This window comes from Gardnerella vaginalis, from assembly GCF_001546485.1.
GTDB lineage: Bacteria > Actinomycetota > Actinomycetes > Actinomycetales > Bifidobacteriaceae > Bifidobacterium > Bifidobacterium vaginale_D.
This window is the reverse complement of record NZ_KQ956867.1, coordinates 95,631-113,748: the sequence shown is the minus strand read 5'-3', so window position 1 is coordinate 113,748 and position 18,118 is coordinate 95,631. Positions and strand designations below refer to the sequence as shown.

15 protein-coding genes and 2 pseudogenes are annotated in these 18,118 nt (G+C 36.5%); 10 read left to right on the top strand and 7 right to left on the bottom strand.

The window, feature by feature from the left end; genetic code table 11:
- Positions 1 to 509 precede the first annotated feature (509 nt).
- The 4 genes from HMPREF3208_RS04625 (at position 510) to HMPREF3208_RS04610 (ending at position 4,130) form a co-directional block, all read left to right on the top strand.
- Positions 510 to 2,204, top strand: coding sequence for an AIPR family protein (locus HMPREF3208_RS04625; protein WP_016637062.1), 1,695 nt, complete (start codon positions 510 to 512; stop codon positions 2,202 to 2,204).
- Positions 2,205 to 2,421: 217 nt separating this feature from the next.
- A complete protein-coding gene (locus tag HMPREF3208_RS06925) occupies positions 2,422 to 2,526 on the top strand; it encodes a restriction endonuclease (RefSeq protein WP_230953094.1) in 105 nt (34 codons plus the stop codon).
- Between the two features lie 299 nt (positions 2,527 to 2,825).
- Positions 2,826 to 3,122 carry a type II toxin-antitoxin system RelB/DinJ family antitoxin gene (locus HMPREF3208_RS04615; protein ID WP_064347427.1) on the top strand — a complete coding sequence of 99 codons (297 nt, stop codon included), beginning with the start codon at positions 2,826 to 2,828 and terminating at the stop codon, positions 3,120 to 3,122.
- 420 nt (positions 3,123 to 3,542) lie between these two features.
- The gene (locus HMPREF3208_RS04610; protein WP_064347426.1) at positions 3,543 to 4,130 is read left to right on the top strand and encodes a hypothetical protein; all 588 of its coding nucleotides are present in this window, start codon (positions 3,543 to 3,545) and stop codon (positions 4,128 to 4,130) included.
- 193 nt (positions 4,131 to 4,323) lie between these two features.
- On the opposite strand, the gene HMPREF3208_RS04605 is transcribed toward HMPREF3208_RS04610, so the two are convergent.
- From HMPREF3208_RS04605 to HMPREF3208_RS04595, 4 genes are all read right to left on the bottom strand, one after another.
- Positions 4,324 to 5,976, bottom strand: a complete 1,653-nt coding sequence (locus HMPREF3208_RS04605; protein ID WP_050567752.1) for a recombinase family protein — start codon at positions 5,974 to 5,976, stop codon at positions 4,324 to 4,326.
- A 71-nt stretch (positions 5,977 to 6,047) separates the two neighbouring features.
- Positions 6,048 to 6,215, bottom strand: a complete 168-nt coding sequence (locus HMPREF3208_RS06810; protein ID WP_004121940.1) for a hypothetical protein — start codon at positions 6,213 to 6,215, stop codon at positions 6,048 to 6,050.
- Between the two features lie 18 nt (positions 6,216 to 6,233).
- Positions 6,234 to 7,181 carry a phage major capsid protein gene (locus HMPREF3208_RS04600; protein ID WP_004121942.1) on the bottom strand — a complete coding sequence of 316 codons (948 nt, stop codon included), beginning with the start codon at positions 7,179 to 7,181 and terminating at the stop codon, positions 6,234 to 6,236.
- Positions 7,182 to 7,600: 419 nt separating this feature from the next.
- Complete coding sequence (locus HMPREF3208_RS04595; protein WP_004121944.1) at positions 7,601 to 9,925, bottom strand: phage/plasmid primase, P4 family; 2,325 nt, start codon at positions 9,923 to 9,925, stop codon at positions 7,601 to 7,603.
- Positions 9,926 to 10,236: 311 nt separating this feature from the next.
- On the opposite strand from HMPREF3208_RS04595, the gene HMPREF3208_RS04585 reads away from it, so the two are divergent.
- Together HMPREF3208_RS04585 and HMPREF3208_RS04580 are read left to right on the top strand one after the other, a co-directional pair.
- The gene (locus HMPREF3208_RS04585; protein ID WP_004121956.1) at positions 10,237 to 10,449 is read left to right on the top strand and encodes a helix-turn-helix domain-containing protein; all 213 of its coding nucleotides are present in this window, start codon (positions 10,237 to 10,239) and stop codon (positions 10,447 to 10,449) included.
- Positions 10,449 to 10,739, top strand: a complete 291-nt coding sequence (locus tag HMPREF3208_RS04580; protein ID WP_004121959.1) for a DUF5960 family protein — start codon at positions 10,449 to 10,451, stop codon at positions 10,737 to 10,739. Before HMPREF3208_RS04585 ends, HMPREF3208_RS04580 begins: the two co-directional genes overlap by 1 nt.
- Positions 10,740 to 10,856: 117 nt before the next feature.
- Here HMPREF3208_RS04580 and msr(D) read toward each other — a convergent pair whose 3' ends face one another.
- The 3 genes from msr(D) to HMPREF3208_RS04565 all read right to left on the bottom strand — a co-directional run bounded on the left by msr(D) (position 10,857) and on the right by HMPREF3208_RS04565 (position 14,213).
- Positions 10,857 to 12,320 (bottom strand): ABC-F type ribosomal protection protein Msr(D), encoded by a 1,464-nt coding sequence (gene msr(D) / locus HMPREF3208_RS04575; RefSeq protein WP_000420313.1) that lies wholly within the window; start codon positions 12,318 to 12,320, stop codon positions 10,857 to 10,859.
- Between the two features lie 119 nt (positions 12,321 to 12,439).
- Positions 12,440 to 13,657 (bottom strand): macrolide efflux MFS transporter Mef(A), encoded by a 1,218-nt coding sequence (mef(A), locus tag HMPREF3208_RS04570; RefSeq protein ID WP_000417519.1) that lies wholly within the window; start codon positions 13,655 to 13,657, stop codon positions 12,440 to 12,442.
- Positions 13,658 to 14,042: 385 nt separating this feature from the next.
- Positions 14,043 to 14,213, bottom strand: coding sequence for a hypothetical protein (locus HMPREF3208_RS04565; protein ID WP_000873143.1), 171 nt, complete (start codon positions 14,211 to 14,213; stop codon positions 14,043 to 14,045).
- Positions 14,214 to 14,768: 555 nt separating this feature from the next.
- On the opposite strand from HMPREF3208_RS04565, the pseudogene HMPREF3208_RS06960 reads away from it, so the two are divergent.
- From HMPREF3208_RS06960 to HMPREF3208_RS06920, 4 genes and pseudogenes are all read left to right on the top strand, one after another.
- Positions 14,769 to 14,939 (top strand): annotated as a pseudogene (locus tag HMPREF3208_RS06960) (hypothetical protein); the annotation flags it as partial.
- A 66-nt stretch (positions 14,940 to 15,005) separates the two neighbouring features.
- The gene (locus tag HMPREF3208_RS06955) at positions 15,006 to 16,739 is read left to right on the top strand and encodes a type I restriction enzyme endonuclease domain-containing protein (protein WP_306467725.1); all 1,734 of its coding nucleotides are present in this window, start codon (positions 15,006 to 15,008) and stop codon (positions 16,737 to 16,739) included.
- A 92-nt stretch (positions 16,740 to 16,831) separates the two neighbouring features.
- Positions 16,832 to 17,728: an AbiTii domain-containing protein gene (locus tag HMPREF3208_RS04555; protein WP_004122116.1), complete on the top strand. Its 897-nt coding sequence runs from the start codon at positions 16,832 to 16,834 to the stop codon at positions 17,726 to 17,728.
- Positions 17,729 to 17,896: 168 nt separating this feature from the next.
- A pseudogene (locus tag HMPREF3208_RS06920) lies at positions 17,897 to 18,118 on the top strand (hypothetical protein); the annotation flags it as partial.

Below are 18,118 nucleotides of genomic sequence, written 5' to 3'. Positions count from 1 at the left end.
GGGGGGGGGGGGGGGGGGGGAGATAACTTTACTCAAAATAATACAAAAATCTACACTTCACTCTCTTCAAAGAACTTAAAATAAAGAATTTAAGAAAAATCAAATAAAAATAATTGTTGTTCTAGCTAATAGAAAGGCCAGTTTTTTATTTTAAAGGTGCCTTTTCAATGATAAGGGTGTTAAGAAACTCGTAAGGGGTGTTTGCACAGGAAGAATCTAATATTGATATTGTTCATACTTTGGAATTTCATTATTAATGAAAAGCAAAAAATACATGCAAGTAAAATACAATGGGATATGAGTTTTAAAAATGAGATATATGTCAATAAGGCAGGTATCAGAAAAATGGGGGATATCAGTTAGACAAATCCAAGCGTTATGTAGCGAAGGTAGAATTGCTGGTGCAATAAAAATTGGTTCATATTGGGCAATGCCGGAAGATACGAATAAGCCTACTAATAAGAGAATCAAAATAGGAAATATATGAAAAATAGAGTGGAGGATTGAAAATGACAACTCAGCTGACAAATAATCAAATCTTATTAAGAGAGTGCTTTAAACAAGAATTTGAAGAGAGTAGTGGGTATAACGATATAAACACTTATTTTGAACATTTTGCAGCATCACAAGTATTAAAAGATTTTAATCTTAGTGATGAAGAAATTGACAGTGGAAATTCTGGTGGTGGTAATGATGGAGGCTGTGATAACTTATATATTTTTTTAAATGGTGAATTAGTTACTGCTGATCAAATAGAAGGGTTGAATGCTACAAAAGGGTCTTATTTGGATTTTTTCATTTTACAGTCTAAAAACACTACTTCATTTGGAGAAAATGCTTTAATGAAGTGGAAAACCGTCTCTGACAATCTTTTAAATATGTCAAATATATTAGATAATTTCTCAGATAGATATAATGAAACTACGATTGAATCTTTTGGAATTTTTAGAGACGCTATAGCTAAGTTAGTTAGAAGTCAAGTCAAGGTGAGATTTTTCTATTATTATATTACTTTAGGTACTGAGGCTCATCCTAATGTTGCTATGCAAGCAAAGGAATTAAAAACACTTGTTAAAAAGTATTATCCCTCATCAGAGGTTAATGTGAATTTTATTACCGCTGATAAATTAATAGATATGTACAATGCGGATAGCGAGACAAGAGTTAATTTGGAATTGGCAGATCAGCCGATTTCATTAAGTGAAAATGAGTATATTAGTTTAGTTAAATTGGGTACATATTTTAGATTCATTACAGACGATAATCTATTTTTAAGAAAAACATTTTTTGAAGCAAATGTTAGAGACTATCAGGGTCATAATAGTGTTAATTCCTCTATTGCTAATACGCTAGAGGGTGAAGAGAATGAGGACTTTTGGTGGCTAAATAACGGGGTGACAATTCTTTCGACAGATATTAAATTAATAACAAATAAATCTTTGCAAGTTGTAAATCCTGAAATAGTTAATGGATTGCAGACTTCAAGAGAAATATATAATTATTTCTCAGAACGAAGTGGAAGAATTGATGAAGATAATAGGACAATTTTAGTTAGAGTTATAAGACCTGAAAGTGAGGAGTCTAGAGATAATATTATTTTTTCTACTAACAATCAAACAAGCATTCCAAAATCGTCTTTAAGGGTAACTGATACAATTCATTTGCAGATTGAAATGTATTTCAAAAACAGGGGATTGTATTATGACAGAAGAAAGAATTATTATAAAAATCAAAAGAAAAAAGCTGTCGATATAATTAGTGTTTCCTTTCTTGCTCAATGTTTAATTTCGATTGTACTAAGAAAACCTGATTTTGCGAGAGCAAGGCCATCAACATTGTTAACAGATGAGGAAACATACAAATACTTATATGAAGATAATCAAGATCTAGAAGCATACTATAAGGCTGCTAGCATAGGAAGAAGGGTTCAAAATACTTTAAAAACTTATAGGAGTATGACTAACACTGAAGTAAATGACATACTTTTTTATGTTATATATGCAGTTGTTGCTGACGCACTAAAGAAGAAAGAATTAAGCTTTATTGATTTAAAAAACTTTGATTTGAATAATATAACAGAAGCTTCTATAGATAAGATTTCTAATAAAATATACCTAAAGTATAAAGAACTTGGTGGAAATAGTAGAATTGCAAAAAGCAAAACTTTTATAGATAATGTATATATATTGTTTGATTTAAATTAAAAATATTTACTGACTACTCTAATAGTTATAGAAGTCTACGGACTAGATATCTGCAGGCTTCTATAGATTTATGTGAACTTTTCTTCATATATTTTTATGGCTGTTTTTTTGAGTCTTTTCTATGAATGTATAGCTCTGAGTTTTTTCCTTATTCAAATCAATCTTTTTTATAATTTCTCCTTTAGTATAGCCAGCGTATAGTAGTCTAGTTGGTGCAATTGCTGGTAAGCTTGGACATGGTCTTTTTGTTACAACATCTAGGTTTTCGCAGAAAGCTAAGGATTATGCTGACAATCATCATATTATTTGGTTGATGGTGTGAAGCTTGCAAATCTTATGATTAAGCATAATTTTTGTGTTTCAACAAGAAAAACGTTTGAAATTAAAACGATTGATACTGATGCTTTGCTTGAATATCAAAATGAGTAGTGTTTTGTGTAAATTTTGTGACTTGATTTTATTATGTTTTAAGTTTATTAACTGGTTTCTTACGGTTTTTGAATGCGATTTGGCTTTTAATATTACGTATAAGTGTAATTTTCTAATGCTAATGTTAATGCAGTGACATTGCAATGCCAATGCAATGTTGTATAATCATCGTAAGAAATAAGGGGTGATTGTATGGCGAAAACAGCTAACTTGTATACTCGTATTGATCCGGAGTTAAAAGAGCAGGCAGAGTATATATTGAATTCTTTAGGTCTTCCTCCTTCGAGTGCTATTACCATGTTTTATAAGCAGGTTGTTTTACAGCAAGGGCTTCCTTTTGATGTGAAATTGGGTTATAGAGAGCCGCGTGATGTGAGTTCTATGACTCAAGGTGAGTTGAATGATGAGTTGGAAAAGGGTTATAAGTCGGTTTTATCTGGTGATGCGAAGCCTGCGAGTAATGTTTTTGAATCTTTGCATCAAGCATAAGGTTCATGGCGTGTGATAATTTTCTTATTTTTTATTTTGTTTTTGAAGAAAAGTATGAAGTTGTGGTTTCTCGTGTGCTTTATGGGAAAAGAGATATTGAGAAAGTTATAAATGGCAATTAAACTTTTGGCAATATTTTCCTATCGTTAAAAAGTGCACCCACTTTGCACACACATCTGTTTATGTATGGAAATAAAATCTTGTTGATTATCGGATGATTTTTAGCTACAATCATTTCATAGTCTGCATATCTGCATTCTTGTCCATAATTTACATCCCGTCAGTTTTATTAAACTCAAAGATGATTTGTACTCCGAGATGAATAAATATTGGGCAGATGATTGTGAAAAACAGAGTGAAGATTGAGCATGAGAATCGTAACCGCAATTAGGTAAAGATTAAGTTGTAGAGGAGGCATAAATGAAGCATATTAAGCATTATACGTTTTTAACTATGGTAGTTTGTCTTATATCACTTATTTCAGGTTGTAAGAGTCAGAATAATTTTAGCGATAATAATAGAGAAGTAAAAACAGAAAATCAAAAGTCTGCAAGGAATGAAAAGCACTCAGAAAATAATGAAGATGTTGATTGGAAAGAGGTAAGTAAAAATGGTGTTGATGAAACTTTGCTCATAAAAAACATAGATGAAAAGGTTCTCACATATGTGGCTAAACAGTTACAAAATCTATGCGACGAGATTGGTGAAAAGGGGGTCAAAGATAAATACTATCGGCTGACAGGATGGTATAACGATGTAATATATTCTAAACAATACAAGAGTGTTGTGTCGTTGGGTAAAAAAGCAATGAAACCATTGTTCCTAATAATATATAAAAGCAAAGAGGCTGGAATGTATGAATGGGTTTGTAGTAAAGCGTTAGATGAAATATCTGGTTTTGATTTCTCGGGATTAAACAATGGTGCAGGATGGAGTAATTCTAGAGAATTTTTAAAGGCATTTACCGATAAAATTATTGAACAAAAAATTAGCAAACAAAAAAATTAGCAACTCTCTATTTGAGCTTAGGACAATTTTAGAAATTTTGTATAATCAAAGCACGATATTCCGTAATTGCATTTTCTAGGAGAAGATGATGAGTGAGACAAATGTAAGGCCAGTGCTTTAGGGGCATTCACTTAGGGATTTAATTCCTAAAAAATTATCGGCGTAATCGGTATTACTACCGGCTACGCCGATTTTACTTATGGAGTGGAATATCAACTGCACCTATGTAATTCCACTGTATCCATATGGTTTGTTTCTTGGTTCTTGTACCTGCTACCTTTTCAGATTTTTCAACATAAATCTTATCTACAAAGGTTCGAATGATCTCTGCATTAAGTTCTTGTATATCTGTGTATTGTCGTACTAATTTCAAGAAAGAATCCACGTTGAGACATTCCTCTTGCGCTTTAGAAATAAAGGCTTCAAGGGATTCAATCTTGCTTTTCAGTTCAGCTTGTTCCTTGTCGTAGGACTCAGACATGCTCTTAAATCGTTCATCAGAAATTTTACCGTCTAAGTTGTCTTCATAGAGATGCTGAACAATTGTGTCAAGTTTGCTAATTCTTGCTTTTGCTTGCTCGAGTTCCCTATTAGAGGACTTTAACTTTTGGGTTAGTTCTTTCTCGCTTTTCTTCATCACAAGTCCCACGAACTCTTCTTCGTGCTGTTTGGCAAATGAAGTAATCATTCGTAGCTCGTGAAGCAGTATTGCTTCGATCTGAATATTTCTAATTTGATGTGATGAGCATTTGCCTTTTTGCTTACGATATGTAGCACAGACAAAGTATTCTTTATCATGGCTCCAACCTTTTCCTCGAACCTGATAAAGCTTGTTACCACAATCCGCACAAAATAGCATTCCCGATAACACCGGCATCTCTCCAAGATTGGTACGCACTCGTCTACCATCTCTTATACGTTGAACAATATCAAAAGTTTCCTGGTCAATAATTGCTTCGTGTGTGTTTTTGAAAATTAGCCAGTCTTCTTTGGGATTCAATAATGTTTTCTTGCACTTGTACGATTTCTTTCTTGTTTTGAAATTGACCGTATGCCCAAGATATTCTTGCTTTTCAAGCATATTAGAGATAGTTTTTTGATTCCAGACTCCCTTAATCTCCGATTTCGCGGAAGGAATTTTAATACCAAGAGAGAAAAAATGCTCAGAAGGTGTTGGAATATTCCTTTTGATTAGCTCATTGGCAATCTGGCTAGGCCCATACCCATTAACGCAGAGTCTAAAGATTTCACGCACTACACTGGCAGCTTCTTCATCTACAATCCAATGATTTTTATCTTCAGGATCCTTAAGATATCCGTAAGGAGGATTGATGCAGAGCGGCTTCCCACTTTGTCCTTTTGCTTTAAACACAGCTTTTATTTTTCTGCTTGTGTCTTTAGCATAAAACTCATTGAAGATGTTGATGAAAGGTGTCATGTCGTTGTCTGACTGATTATTGCTATCTACGCCGTTATTTATTGCAATAAAGCGAATATCAGCGTTAGGGAATACCATCTCTGTATACATACCAACTTGCAGATAATCTCTACCCAAGCGTGACATGTCCTTGACGATAATGGTTCCAATCTTTCCTTCGTCAATGAGAGCAGTTAATTTAAGCCAATCAGGTCGCTGGAAATTAGTACCCGAGTAGCCATCGTCTACAAAGAACATAAGATTGTTGAAATGATTATCCTCGGCATACTTTTTCAGCATGCTCTTTTGATTGATAATGGAATTGCTGTCACCTTGTAATTCATCGTCTTTGGATAAACGGCAGTAAAGTGCCGTTATCTTGCCTACATTATCTAGAGTATAAGAAGGCTGTCTATTTAGTTTATTCATCTGTTTTTCCTCCTTTCCGACAGCCTTCAAGCGGTCAGTATATATTCCCGTATAACTCAGAATTTATCAAGTTATTTAGCTTCTATTACATGGTTTAAATTGCTTAAAATAAGGTGTTTGATTAGGTCTTTGACACCTTTCTGAGCACTCTTGCTTTCAAGAGAGTTAACCGTAAATTCAGTATTTCCGATTCTTAACACTTCGGTTTTTACCGGTGTATCCTTAATTTGTTCATCCATGCATTTTGACCTCCTTGTTTAAGAAAGTTGCAATACTTTAATTGCTTCAGGATGTACCAGTTTCCCATCCAAATACTCAAAAGAGAGGTAACCTATCTGGTCTATAAGAGAAAATATTTCGTTTAGAACCTTGATGGTTGGGTTATGGCGTTCGATAATCCAATAGTTGGAAAAATCACCAAAGGCGATAACTTTTGCTCCCTTTTGCGAAGAAGGCATGGCATTGTCAATGACCACAGGTCTGCCCATTAAGTTGCCATCAAAATCAGGTAGGATGTATGCTCCGGTAGTGTCCTTTAAGGTTTGAAGATAAAGAGCAGTTTCATCATTCATAAGCCACGTGGCATTTTCTCGATACTTACTATCTAGCGAGAAGAATAAATGTTTGATGGTATCTGCGGAAATCTCTTTTGCTTGCACAGCAACCTCAGCACCTGATGTATCTGATAAAATTCCTGTCGGCTTAGTTATCCCATCGCCATTTATAAAAGCTTCCGACTCACTCAATGTAAATTGCTTTGTCAGTTCGCTTGTGATGAACTCTTCGATATCAAAGTCAAGATCAGCTGTAAAATCCGTACCCAAACGAATAAGGTTAACTAGGGTATAATCCGTTACATCAATACGCTTAAAGCCATCTTTAATAGGCATATGCGTAATGATATTCGCATCATAATCTTTCATCCATTTAGTGAACGGTGTACCTTCATAGATGAACAATTTGCTTGATTGCGAGTGTGCTTTTACCACTGTACACAGTTTTCTAAGATTACTTTTGTTTGCAAGTTTTGCTTCGAGTTTTGCTAGAGAAGAAGTCGGCAAATCATAGGCACCTGTATGAATGTGGCGCAGTTTTCCTGCAATATTGTTCGCATTACCATTTGCGTCGCGCAGTACGTTCCAAAACGTGTTGTGGTAGTCCTGACTTGCTAGTTTCATTTCTTTTTCAATATCTCTGTTAATCATAATTGTTAGTTCCTTTCATTACTGTTTTCTGCAATTACTGCAGTAATTTGCTTGATTTTGCCCATTTACCCTTTTGAATTCGCTGTTTTTGCACGCAAGACCCTGCGCCCGTTCCCGAAGGGGTACTCTTTAGAGATTTGACCCCCCCCTAGGGGGTTAGGTTCAGAAAGTAGTATGCGAATAAATTTCTAACAGCACAGTACCTAGGCAGGTTTTCTTTCTTCAATGTTGTCAAAAAGCTGAAATCATTTCAGTATTTTGATTTGTGCATGATAGTATTTCTTCTTCATGTTCAACACAGGTTTGCGATACGAATTACGCAATCATAGGCACCACCTCCTTAAACGTGGCATGATGTGGCAGTTAAATTTCGTTATTGCCTTATAGGGTTATATGGGGATATAGGTTATTAACTGCCACTAGTTGCCACTTAAAAAATCGCTAAACTCACTTTTAAGCCTGTAGCCTTTAAGAAGCGTGGTTTTTTCTCCGCCTGTCTTGGGACGCTTTCTTACAACCTCGGCAAATTTTCTTAATTCCTGATTGAAGTTTCTGCTGTTCTCAGAAAAACAGCCGTTATCAATGCACCACTTCTTGTAGTGGTCGTATACAACTGCCGTTCGAATCTCAGAGCTCTGGTCTTTAACGAGTACATCTTCAGCAAACTGTGCCATCTTGTCACTGTCGTGGGCATAACTAAAAATGGCATCAAGAACGCTATTAGGCGGCTTAAAGCCTTCATCTCGGAGGTGGGTAAAGCCTTCAAGAAGCCAGTTTAAAATGGCACTTTGCACCTCTTTTTTAGAAAACTCCGCCTTTAAGGTTTTATCCTGTTCCCACGCTTCAAAATGCCTGTTAAAGGGAATAATCTGCATGCGGTCGCTACTAAACACTGTCATATCGCTGATGACGGGCAGATAATTGGTGTTCACATACAGTTTGAACTGTGGTTTAAAGTCAAAACTGTTCTCATGCAGGAATCGAGCGTTTAAGGTATCACTTCCCGTCATGTATTTAACTTGGGCTGAATTAAGGAATAGTCCTCGGCTCGGCTCAGATATATTGGCAAAGCGAACACCGGCAAGGCGTGCTACATCCTCGGTCGGCTGTGAGCTATTAGGGTTCTTCTTTAGAGCAATGGTTTCCGCGCGTACCGCTTTTCCGTAATCGCCCATCACAGACAGAACGCTTTCCATGAGTGTGCCTTTACCGTTTCTTGTGCTTTCTCCAAAAAGAAAGAACATGCACTCATAGCGTGTATCACCGCTTAACGCATAGCCTAATGACTTTTGAAGATACAAGGCTTTCTCACAATCTCCGCTCATAATTTCATCGACAAACTGGCGAAAACGTTCACTTCTTGCCTTCGGGTCATAAAACACAGGTGATACTTTGGTAATAAGATCTGTTGCTAAGTGCTTGCGAAATACACCGTGCTGAAGGTCTAAAGTTCCGTTTTGGCAGTTAAATAGATAAATGTTCTTATCGAACGCTTCCATCGAAATGGGGTAAACGCTTTGAGCTTCCTTGATATAAATCTCACGGTTACGACGGCTGCTCCATTTGTTCCAATACTCAACAAGCATGGAACGGGTTCTCTCGTCTTTAATGACACCAGCATAACGTATAAGAGAAAGAGCTAAATCCTTGCATAGTTCCATCGTTTTAAGCGTTCCAATATCGCAAGTCCAACGTACACCATCGAAGATGAACCACATTTTGCGCTCCGGTACATAGTGCAGAATGTTTTGGAAAATATCAGCAAACAATCTGCCATTACCTAAATCACCGTTGCGATATCGTATATTTTCATCAGGCTTTAGTTCCTGTAATTTAGATAAGAGATCATCAAAGTCTTCCTCAGCACTTGCATTATGGAAAGGCTCATAGAAGGTATGACATTTAGAAACAGCTTTCTGAATGGTTGTGTTGCCATAAGTATCCGCGCCACGGTGTTCATCCCACTTAGGACGGAATAAAGCAGACTTACGAAAAAGTCGGTCTATTTGCTCCTTGTTACCGCCACAGTAAAAGGCAAGAATAGACACAAGCGCGGCATCTGCTTCGCTATGAGAAGGGTAAGCCGAAATGTCACCATGCCAAAGTGCTGTAAATTTAGCTCCATTTATGGCGTTGCCAGCTTTTTCAATAACAGATGTATCGCTTAAATATGACCTTGTACACGCGTTATTTTCTTTTTCATGAGTGTTTATGTTTCGCTTCATGTACGTGTCTAAAAGCCACATGATGGCTTCATCGTCTTCTAAAAGCTCGCCTTCCTGATACACGTCGCCCGTAACTGTTAGATAGCGATTCGTAGCTAGAGCGCTGTAAACCTCAATATCCCCATGCTTGATGTAATAAGACTTTTTATCGTATGCGCCGTTAAACAGAAGCAAGATATGAAAGCCATGCTTACTTGGGCTGTATTCGATATAAGCGTGCTTGAAATGGGCAATAATCTCTTTTGCCCAGTCTTTAATGATGCCATTATCGATGCAGTGGTCTAAATCGATGCCTAAGAGGTTATCAACAAGCTTTATACCAATTCCGTCGTATTGGTCTTTTACTTTCATGGCATCATCAAGCGAGGTGAAATCGCTTAAGTTGTCTGTAGCTGCTTTCTTTCCCGTTATGGGGTTATAAGGCGGCTTAGTGAGCCTACCGTTTTCTTGCTGCTCGTACTTCCATGAACAAAAGATATTCTTGTTCTTTAGTGCTTTTGGCAGTTTCTCTAGATCCATATTTGATCCTCCTTTTCTAGAAGGCTTATCCCTTCTACATCACAGGCAAAAGAAAAAGCCGACTTTTTAACCTGTCTTAAAAAGTTTTTTTGGTCTTCTACTTGGTAGCCATGAAAGAGGGTGTAATCTGACGGTTTTAGAAAAAATTTTTGACAATAAAAATCTCCTAAGCATTCATTAGGCATTTGCCTTGAATGAATAGCAAAGGAGACTTTTTTAATCTGCTATATTCCGGAGTGGCTAGCTCTTTATATCGTTGATATACTCACAGAATCGTGATAATATTTAACTATTAAAATAAGGAGGGAATTATGGCTGTTAGTTATAAAAAACTATTACATCGCATGATTGAAGAAGATATTTCCAATCAGGACTTAATGAGAATGAGCAATATTTCCGCCAACATTATTACGAAACTACGCACTGGGCAATATATATCACTGGAAAAAGTGGAAGGTATCTGCACAGCTTTACACTGCACGCCCAACGATATTTTGGAATTTATAGCGGAGGATGAAAAGTAATGGCTAATAATCAAAAACTGGAACTTACGTGGCTTGGTAAGGATAAAGAAATCAAAATAGAGCCTAGGATTCTAGTTGAGGATAAAGAAAAATCAAACTGCAAAAATGATCCTAATACAGAAAACATGCTCATACATGGAGATAACCTACTCGCACTAAAAGCGTTAGAAAACAAATATGCAGGTAACCGCGATCACTTCTTCATATTTGAAGTAAGTACCGTAGATGAGAATCCGCTAATCTATCATTATACATATAAGAAAACTACAATATATTTAGCAGAAAAATAGGAGCAGTTCAATTGACTGTTCCTATTTTTAATATTCATAAAATCTAAAGTCTTTATACTCTTTAACAATGGAGTCGCCAACCAGAACAGACTATACTGACCAGCGACTACCTTAAATTTAATGTTTCAGATTTATTTTCTTATCTCTAATTTCATAAACTACATCTGCTACATTTTCGAGTAATCGTTTATCGTGGGTGATAAACACGATAGTTCCGGTGTACTCCTTCATTAGTATTTCCAAAGCCTCTAAACTTGGTATGTCAAGGAAGTTACTGGGTTCATCCATTATTAGGATGTTATATCTACCCATGAGCATTTTAGCAAGCAACAATTTTATAATTTCTCCACCGCTTAAAACAGATAAACTTTTTCCAATATCGTTCTGTTTGAACCCCATAGATGCTAGCACTGAACGAATTTCTGATATATTGTAGTCACAATCCTTCTGCATAAACTCCATAACATTCTGATTACTGTTGTACTTGTAACCATTCTGTGCAAAGTAACCTATTTTTGCCTTAGGCGAAATAGAAATTCCTTCTTCATGGTTTAAGATCATTTGGATTAAAGTTGTTTTTCCGATTCCATTACCACCAGTTAACGCCACTTTTGCTCCTAACGGAATTTGAAAAGATGCATTTTCAAACAGAGCCTTATCCCCAAATACTTTATTAATTTCTGCACCGACTATAGGGTATGGATTATGGAGCTCCAATGCTTTACTTTGCCTGAAACGAATTCTGCGAATGCCTTCCGGAGCTTCTACTTTTCCTAAGGCCGCAATCCTGTGCTCTAGGGTTTTAGCAGCATTATACATCTTTTTTTCCTTACTTCCTATTGATTTTTGATGAGCTAAACGCCCTCCGTCTTCAGTACTTTTTTTCTTTGAAGAACCTTTTGCCTTCTGTTCTATTTTACGAGCCTGTTTTCGCTTTTCCTCCGCAGCCCTTTCCAATCGGGCACGTTCCGCAATAAATTGTTCGTATTCTGCAGCTTGGCTCTTACGTTCTTCCTCTTTCTGACGAAGATAATCAGAATAGTTTCCCCAATACTCAGTGATTTTGCCATCTTTCAGTTCCCATATTTTATCTACTATTTCATCAAGAAAATAGCGGTCATGGCTAATAACTAACAGTGCACCTGTAAAATATTTTAGCTGTCCTATTAGAAAATCAATTCCTTCACGGTCTAAATGGCTCGTAGGTTCATCCGCTAAAATACCATGAACCTGTGCCGATAAGGCCTGTGCTATTTTAAGCCTTGTTTCTTCACCACCGCTCATAGTCTGTATATTTAATTGCTCAACACCTAGCTTGCCTACAAGTGCAAAATCTTTTTCCTCCTGCAGAGTTACTTCGTCCAACTGGGGAATATAGGCAAGTTCACCCAGACGATTCATTTTACATCCTGGGGGAGTTAATTCTCCTAAAAGTACCCTGAGTAAAGTGCTTTTTCCAGCACCATTTGCTCCTACTAAACCAATACGGTCATAATCATATACTTCTAATTCATTTATATCTAAAACATCGCGTCCTTTGAATTCCACACGAATGTCTTTTGCTTTTAATATTAATTCCATAACATTTCCTCCTGTCTATAATCGCATGCTTTCATTTGCTTGTATGCAGGGAAAACCCTGCGATTTTAGCAGGAAGAGTTACATGAAAATAAGATACATAAATATTCCTCCAATATTGTTTATTTTAAATCTAATTTTCTAACCTCAGTTATCATTTGGCAAACTATAGCAATGCCAATAATTAAAATACCTGATAGTAAAAACCAATGATTTACACCGATTTTATCAGCAAAGAATCCAGAAAGAATTAACCCAATTGGCATAGCAAGTGACATGATACTTCCGATCAAAGAAAATACACGTCCTAAATATTCAGGCTTAATTTTCTCCTGAAAAAGAGCTGTTTGCACACCGCTATAAAATGGCACCGAAAGCCCCATTATTGCACAGCAAACTACGAATATTACAAATCCATTTGGAGGAAGTATTCCCGAAACGGCTAAACTGGTCCCCATTATAAAAAATGAACTTGTTATTAGTAATACATGCTTTTCGAAGCCCCCTAATCTTCCTAATAATAAGCCTCCTGCTAGCATCCCAAATGCAAAGGAAATTTCCGTAATAGAAATATGCACAGGCGTTCCATTAAAGTGTTCCATGCTTATTAAAGGAAATAGTGCATTGATTGGCATATAAACAAAAGTATATAGTGTTCCTAAGAGTAATAAGGCAAACAATCCTTTGTTTTGTCTCAGAACCACAACTCCTTCTTTCATCTCCCTTATGAAATTTGGTTCTAAACTTTGCACTTGATTACCCAGCTTAGGTATACGTACAATTGCTACCGTAATAGATGCAATCACAGCACCCAATACGTCGATGGCAATAATAGCATTTAAATCCCAAACGGAGTATAAGAGTGCTGCAACTGCCGGACTAACAATATAGCTTATAGACTGCAAAGACTGACTATAGCCTGCGCATTTCGTTAGCTGTTCTTCTGGTACTAAAAGTGGTGTAACCGCATTGAGTGCTGGGGTATGAAAAGCTGTTCCAATGCTACGGATAAACAATACTATCATAATCATCCAGACAGGTAGCTCCATACAGAATGCAACAATAGCAAGCACTGCACCAGCTGCTGCGATAATTAAATCGGCACCAATCATTATCTTCTTCCTATCATGACGATCCACTAGCACACCAATGGCAGGTCCCAAAATCGCATAGGGTAAAAAACCTACTAATGAAGCCATAGACAAGACCATCGCAGATCCTGTTTTTTCTGTAAGGTAAAAAATAATCGCCATTTGCAGGATGGCACTAGTGATTAATGATACTGCTTGCCCTGCCCATATTGCATAAAATTTTCGTTTCCAATTGTTGTATTTTTCCATTTATATTATCTCCTGCATATTATTTTGCTTGAATTTCTATTTTGAATAGCATTCTAGGCAATAAAAAATGCAGGCCAAACCCCACAATGTGGCTTTTGGTCTGCATACATACAATTTGGAAACATTCATATTAAAGACATAGTTAAATAAAGGTATAGTTAAATAACCAATATCCTCACCGTAACTAATGAATGCTCAATATCGTATAAATAAGCACAACAAAAAAGCCTATCATCGGGTATAGATTCTGCTTTTTTTATTGCCAGCTTATCTTAAACGCATTGAGGCTGTCATAGTTTCGGTTCCTCCTACATCTTTGTTTATATCAATTTATAGTATAACACAACAAGATGATATGTTCAATATAAAAGTTATGGAATGAGACTCATACTTCCAATTCGATGCCAGATTTAAAGGATATGACGAAGTTTTCTTCATAGACTGTAACGCTCTGGATTATCTTCCTTAGTAGCAAGCGATTAGCTTTCACAAAATCTTCTGTTTGTAGTTTTAAAAATTCATCAGGATTTTCTAACTCAACCTCAAAATATTTCATTTTACATTCCCTCATTTCATTTATTGATAAATTGAGTTTGCAAAAAAGAGTGGACAATTTTTGTCTACTCTTAACCTTTAAAATAGTTTTTTTTAATCGATTTGAAGTTGCCTAAATTATTACTTATTCGGTAAAATGAAGTATTGCTTTCAACAGATTTCCTTCAACTACACTTCACTTGATTCAAACAAGGTGGGTACATTTCTATTCCCACAAACTCCTTGTCAATGGAAACAAACACGTACCCACAGGGTAAATGGAAATAGAAACTGATAATTTCTAGCTATCACTTCTACTCATTCCAAAAATTTTCTCACTCTGATACTTACCCACCATAAAGCAAAAAGCCTTGCAATCAAGGCTTTCATTATCCCTTTCGTTCAAAGGTTTCTAAGCTTTTACGAGCAGAGCGACACACTCAGCGGTTCGCTATCTCCGTTCTGTCTGCGTGCTAGCACTTGTCAATCACGGACAGCTATCGCATGGGCGGAAGTAAATGCTAATCTTCGTCGTTTTACTCCTTGACTAGCAAACTTACCGCCTCAACATGCTACGTTTGTAGGTTTCACAGGAACTCCTATTGCCGAAACATATCAGACCTTTGGTCAGGAAATTGATAGATACACTATGGATCAGGCGGTCGCAGATGGACTAACTGTTTCTATTAAGTATCATCCTCGTATTGCCAAGGTGTTACTTGATAAGACCAAAGCTAAAGAAATTGAAAATTACTATAAAAAGTGTGCCGATGATGGTGCAACGTATGATGATATTGAAGCCAGTAAACGTGCAATGAGTTCTATGGAAGTTATCCTTGGCGAGCCTTCTCGCTTGGAGAGGCTTGCTATAGATATTCATGACCATTATATTTCATCTTGTGATAGTGACCCAGATAGAATTCAGAAAGCAATGATTGTCTGCTCTAGCAGAAAAATTGCATATTCACTTCTTTTGAAATTCAAGGATAAATATCCGGAATGGTTTGAAGAAAAGAAAACTCCTGACGGAGTTACTGCAACAGATGAAGAACTTAAAGAATTAAAGCCTATGCCATTTATGGCTATGGTATCGAGTGTTGGAAGTAATGATGAAGCTGAGATGTATAACTATCTTGGTGGAGTTAAAAATGATAAACGTTGCGAAGAACTGGATGCAGCCTTTAAACAGGAAAAGTCTAATTTCCATATTGTTATCGTAGTTGATATGTGGATTACGGGATTTGATGTTCCGTCACTTACATATTTATATAACGATAAGCCTTTGAAGAAGCACTTGCTGATTCAAACTATCAGTCGTGTAAACAGAAAATATCCCGGCAAAGAATATGGTATGGTTATCGACTATATTGGCATTCGCGATAATATGCGTGAGGCCATGAAGGTTTACGGTGGTGATACATCAGTTGCTCCCACATCGGATGACGTTGAGCAGGCTACCTCTGCATTCAGGGAGGAGATTGAAATACTTAAAGCACTGTTTACAGATTATGACTTAGCTCCATTCCTTAATACGAAATGTGACCCTGTTGAAAGATATAAATTACTTTCCAAAGCGGCTGAGTATGTCTTTACATCAGCACAGGTCTTGCAGACAGAAGGAAACGGAAAAACTAATCAGGTCTCATTTAAGACATATTTCTTAAAGTCTGTTAAGAGAATGAGAAGTGCTTTTGATATTTGCCAACCTTCTGGAAATCTGGGCGAAGAAGAATCTGCGCTTGCACAGTGCTTTATGGCTATAGCAGGCTTCGTTCGTAAAATGAGTGGAACCAGCGATGTTGATGCTGAAACTATGAATCTTGTGGTATCAAAGATGGTTGAAGAGGCATTAAAATACAATAAGGTAGAAAGTGTTCTTGAAAGTGGCGAGGAAGAAGATATCTTCTCTCCTGAATACTTTGAAAAATTATCAGATGTAGAAATGCCTGCTACAAAGTTAGAATTACTTATCAAAATGCTCCGTAAGCAAATAAAGGAATATGGCAGGGTTAACCAATTAGCAGCGAAATCTTTCCAAGAAATGATTGAAAAGACTATTGATGAGTACCATGAAAGACGTAAGCACCTTACTGCTGAAGAAGCCGGGGCAACACAGGAAGCTGCCTCAGAAGATATTATTAAGGCTGCAACTGAACAAGCTTTAGTGATACTTCGTCAGATGAACGAAAATCGTGAGAGTTTCCGTAAAATAGGATTAACCTTTGAAGAAAAGGCATTCTATGATATTTTGATTGCTCTTCGTGACCAGTATAAGTTTGAATATGGCATTGACAAAGAAGTTAACGGTGTTGTGATAAACGATAAATGCAAGACACTTGCTAAAAAAGTTAAGGAAATAATAGATACCGAGTCTTCATTTGTGGACTGGCTCAACAATCAGAATGTGCGTAATCAGTTAAAATTGAAGATAAAGATTTGTTTGGTTAAGAACGGCTATCCGCCACAGTATAGTCCTGAAGTGTTCACAAAGGTGATGGAGCAGGTAGAAAATTTTGAGGAGCATTCTGAAACAACTTCAGAAAGTTAGATTATTCCTTTTCCTTATTGCTTCTATGTGAAGAACTATGATGTTTGCTGAGAATAGTGCCCTATATGGTAGAAAGAAGGATGGTGAATAACATGGGAAGTATTGTTTTAGAATTACAGAATGAAATTGTGTCATCAAATTGCGATGTTGTTAATATATTACGCAAAGCACATTTGATTGCATCAAAATTAAAGCTTGCTGATTTTGATCAATGGATTCAACACGAATTAAATGGTTATCCTGACCCAGAATCTTGCCCTGAGTATAGAAAGGTTCGTGGAAGTTTAAAAACTTTCAATCCTTATCGCGGTTGGATTCCAACCTCAATACAGGATAATGAATACGAAAAAAAGATTTGTGAAAGAAAGTTAGTAAATTCAATTTCTGAAATCATTTCTTTATGTCAGTCCTCAGGAAATGTATTAACTTTAGATTTTTCAGGCGAACAACTTGCATTGTTTGATAAAATGGCTGATTCGCTACTTCCAATGGATTATGCATTACATGTACCTACAACTGCAGTTAAAGACATTGAAGAAAAAGTCAAAAATACTATTTTAGAATGGACATTGAAATTAGAATCGGAAGGTATTGTAGGGGAAAATATGGTTTTCTCTGAGACTGAAAAAGAATCCGCAGTGAACATGCCGCAAACCGTGAATAATTATTACGGGAATACAAGTGTGATCAATTCGCCATCCGATAATGTACAGATAGTGTCTGGAAGTGAGAATACAGTTACATTTTCCTATGATAAAGTTAAGGATGTAGTTGATGCCGTTGAAAAAAGTATTAGTGAATCTGATTTATCAAAAGAGGATATAGAAACCGCAACAGAATTATTAGCTGACATCAAATTAAAAATTGAAGAAGAGAAGAAACCGCATATTTTAAAATCAGCATTGGTTGGACTAAAAGACTTTTTAATTAATACAGGTGCCAGCGTTACTGCAGTGTTAATACAAGCTCAAATACAAGGTTTGTTCTAAAAATCTCAAATACTATTTCGGTATCTGAGTATAAGAAAACGGCCACACAGAGTATCTCTACTCTTGTATGGTCGTTTTATTTCTTATGTTCCCGCTTAAAGGCTTTCAGTTGGTTTTCTTTTAATCCCTTACTGAACACTCCTTTTCAAGCATGCTTTTTGGGGTCATGTGATTACAGAAACTGCTGCTAGCATTTGCACACTTATTATTGCGCTGCTCGTACAGCAGTTCGTAGGACACCGCGTACTAGGTTGGGAAACTGTGGTCATACTCGTGCTGAGTGTTGTGGTGTTTTCGCTGCTAAGTACAGCGTATCTGCAGTGGGATAGGCATCGCAGACCAGATGACGGGTCTGGCGATTTGCTTATTGGAATCATCGATTTTGTGCTC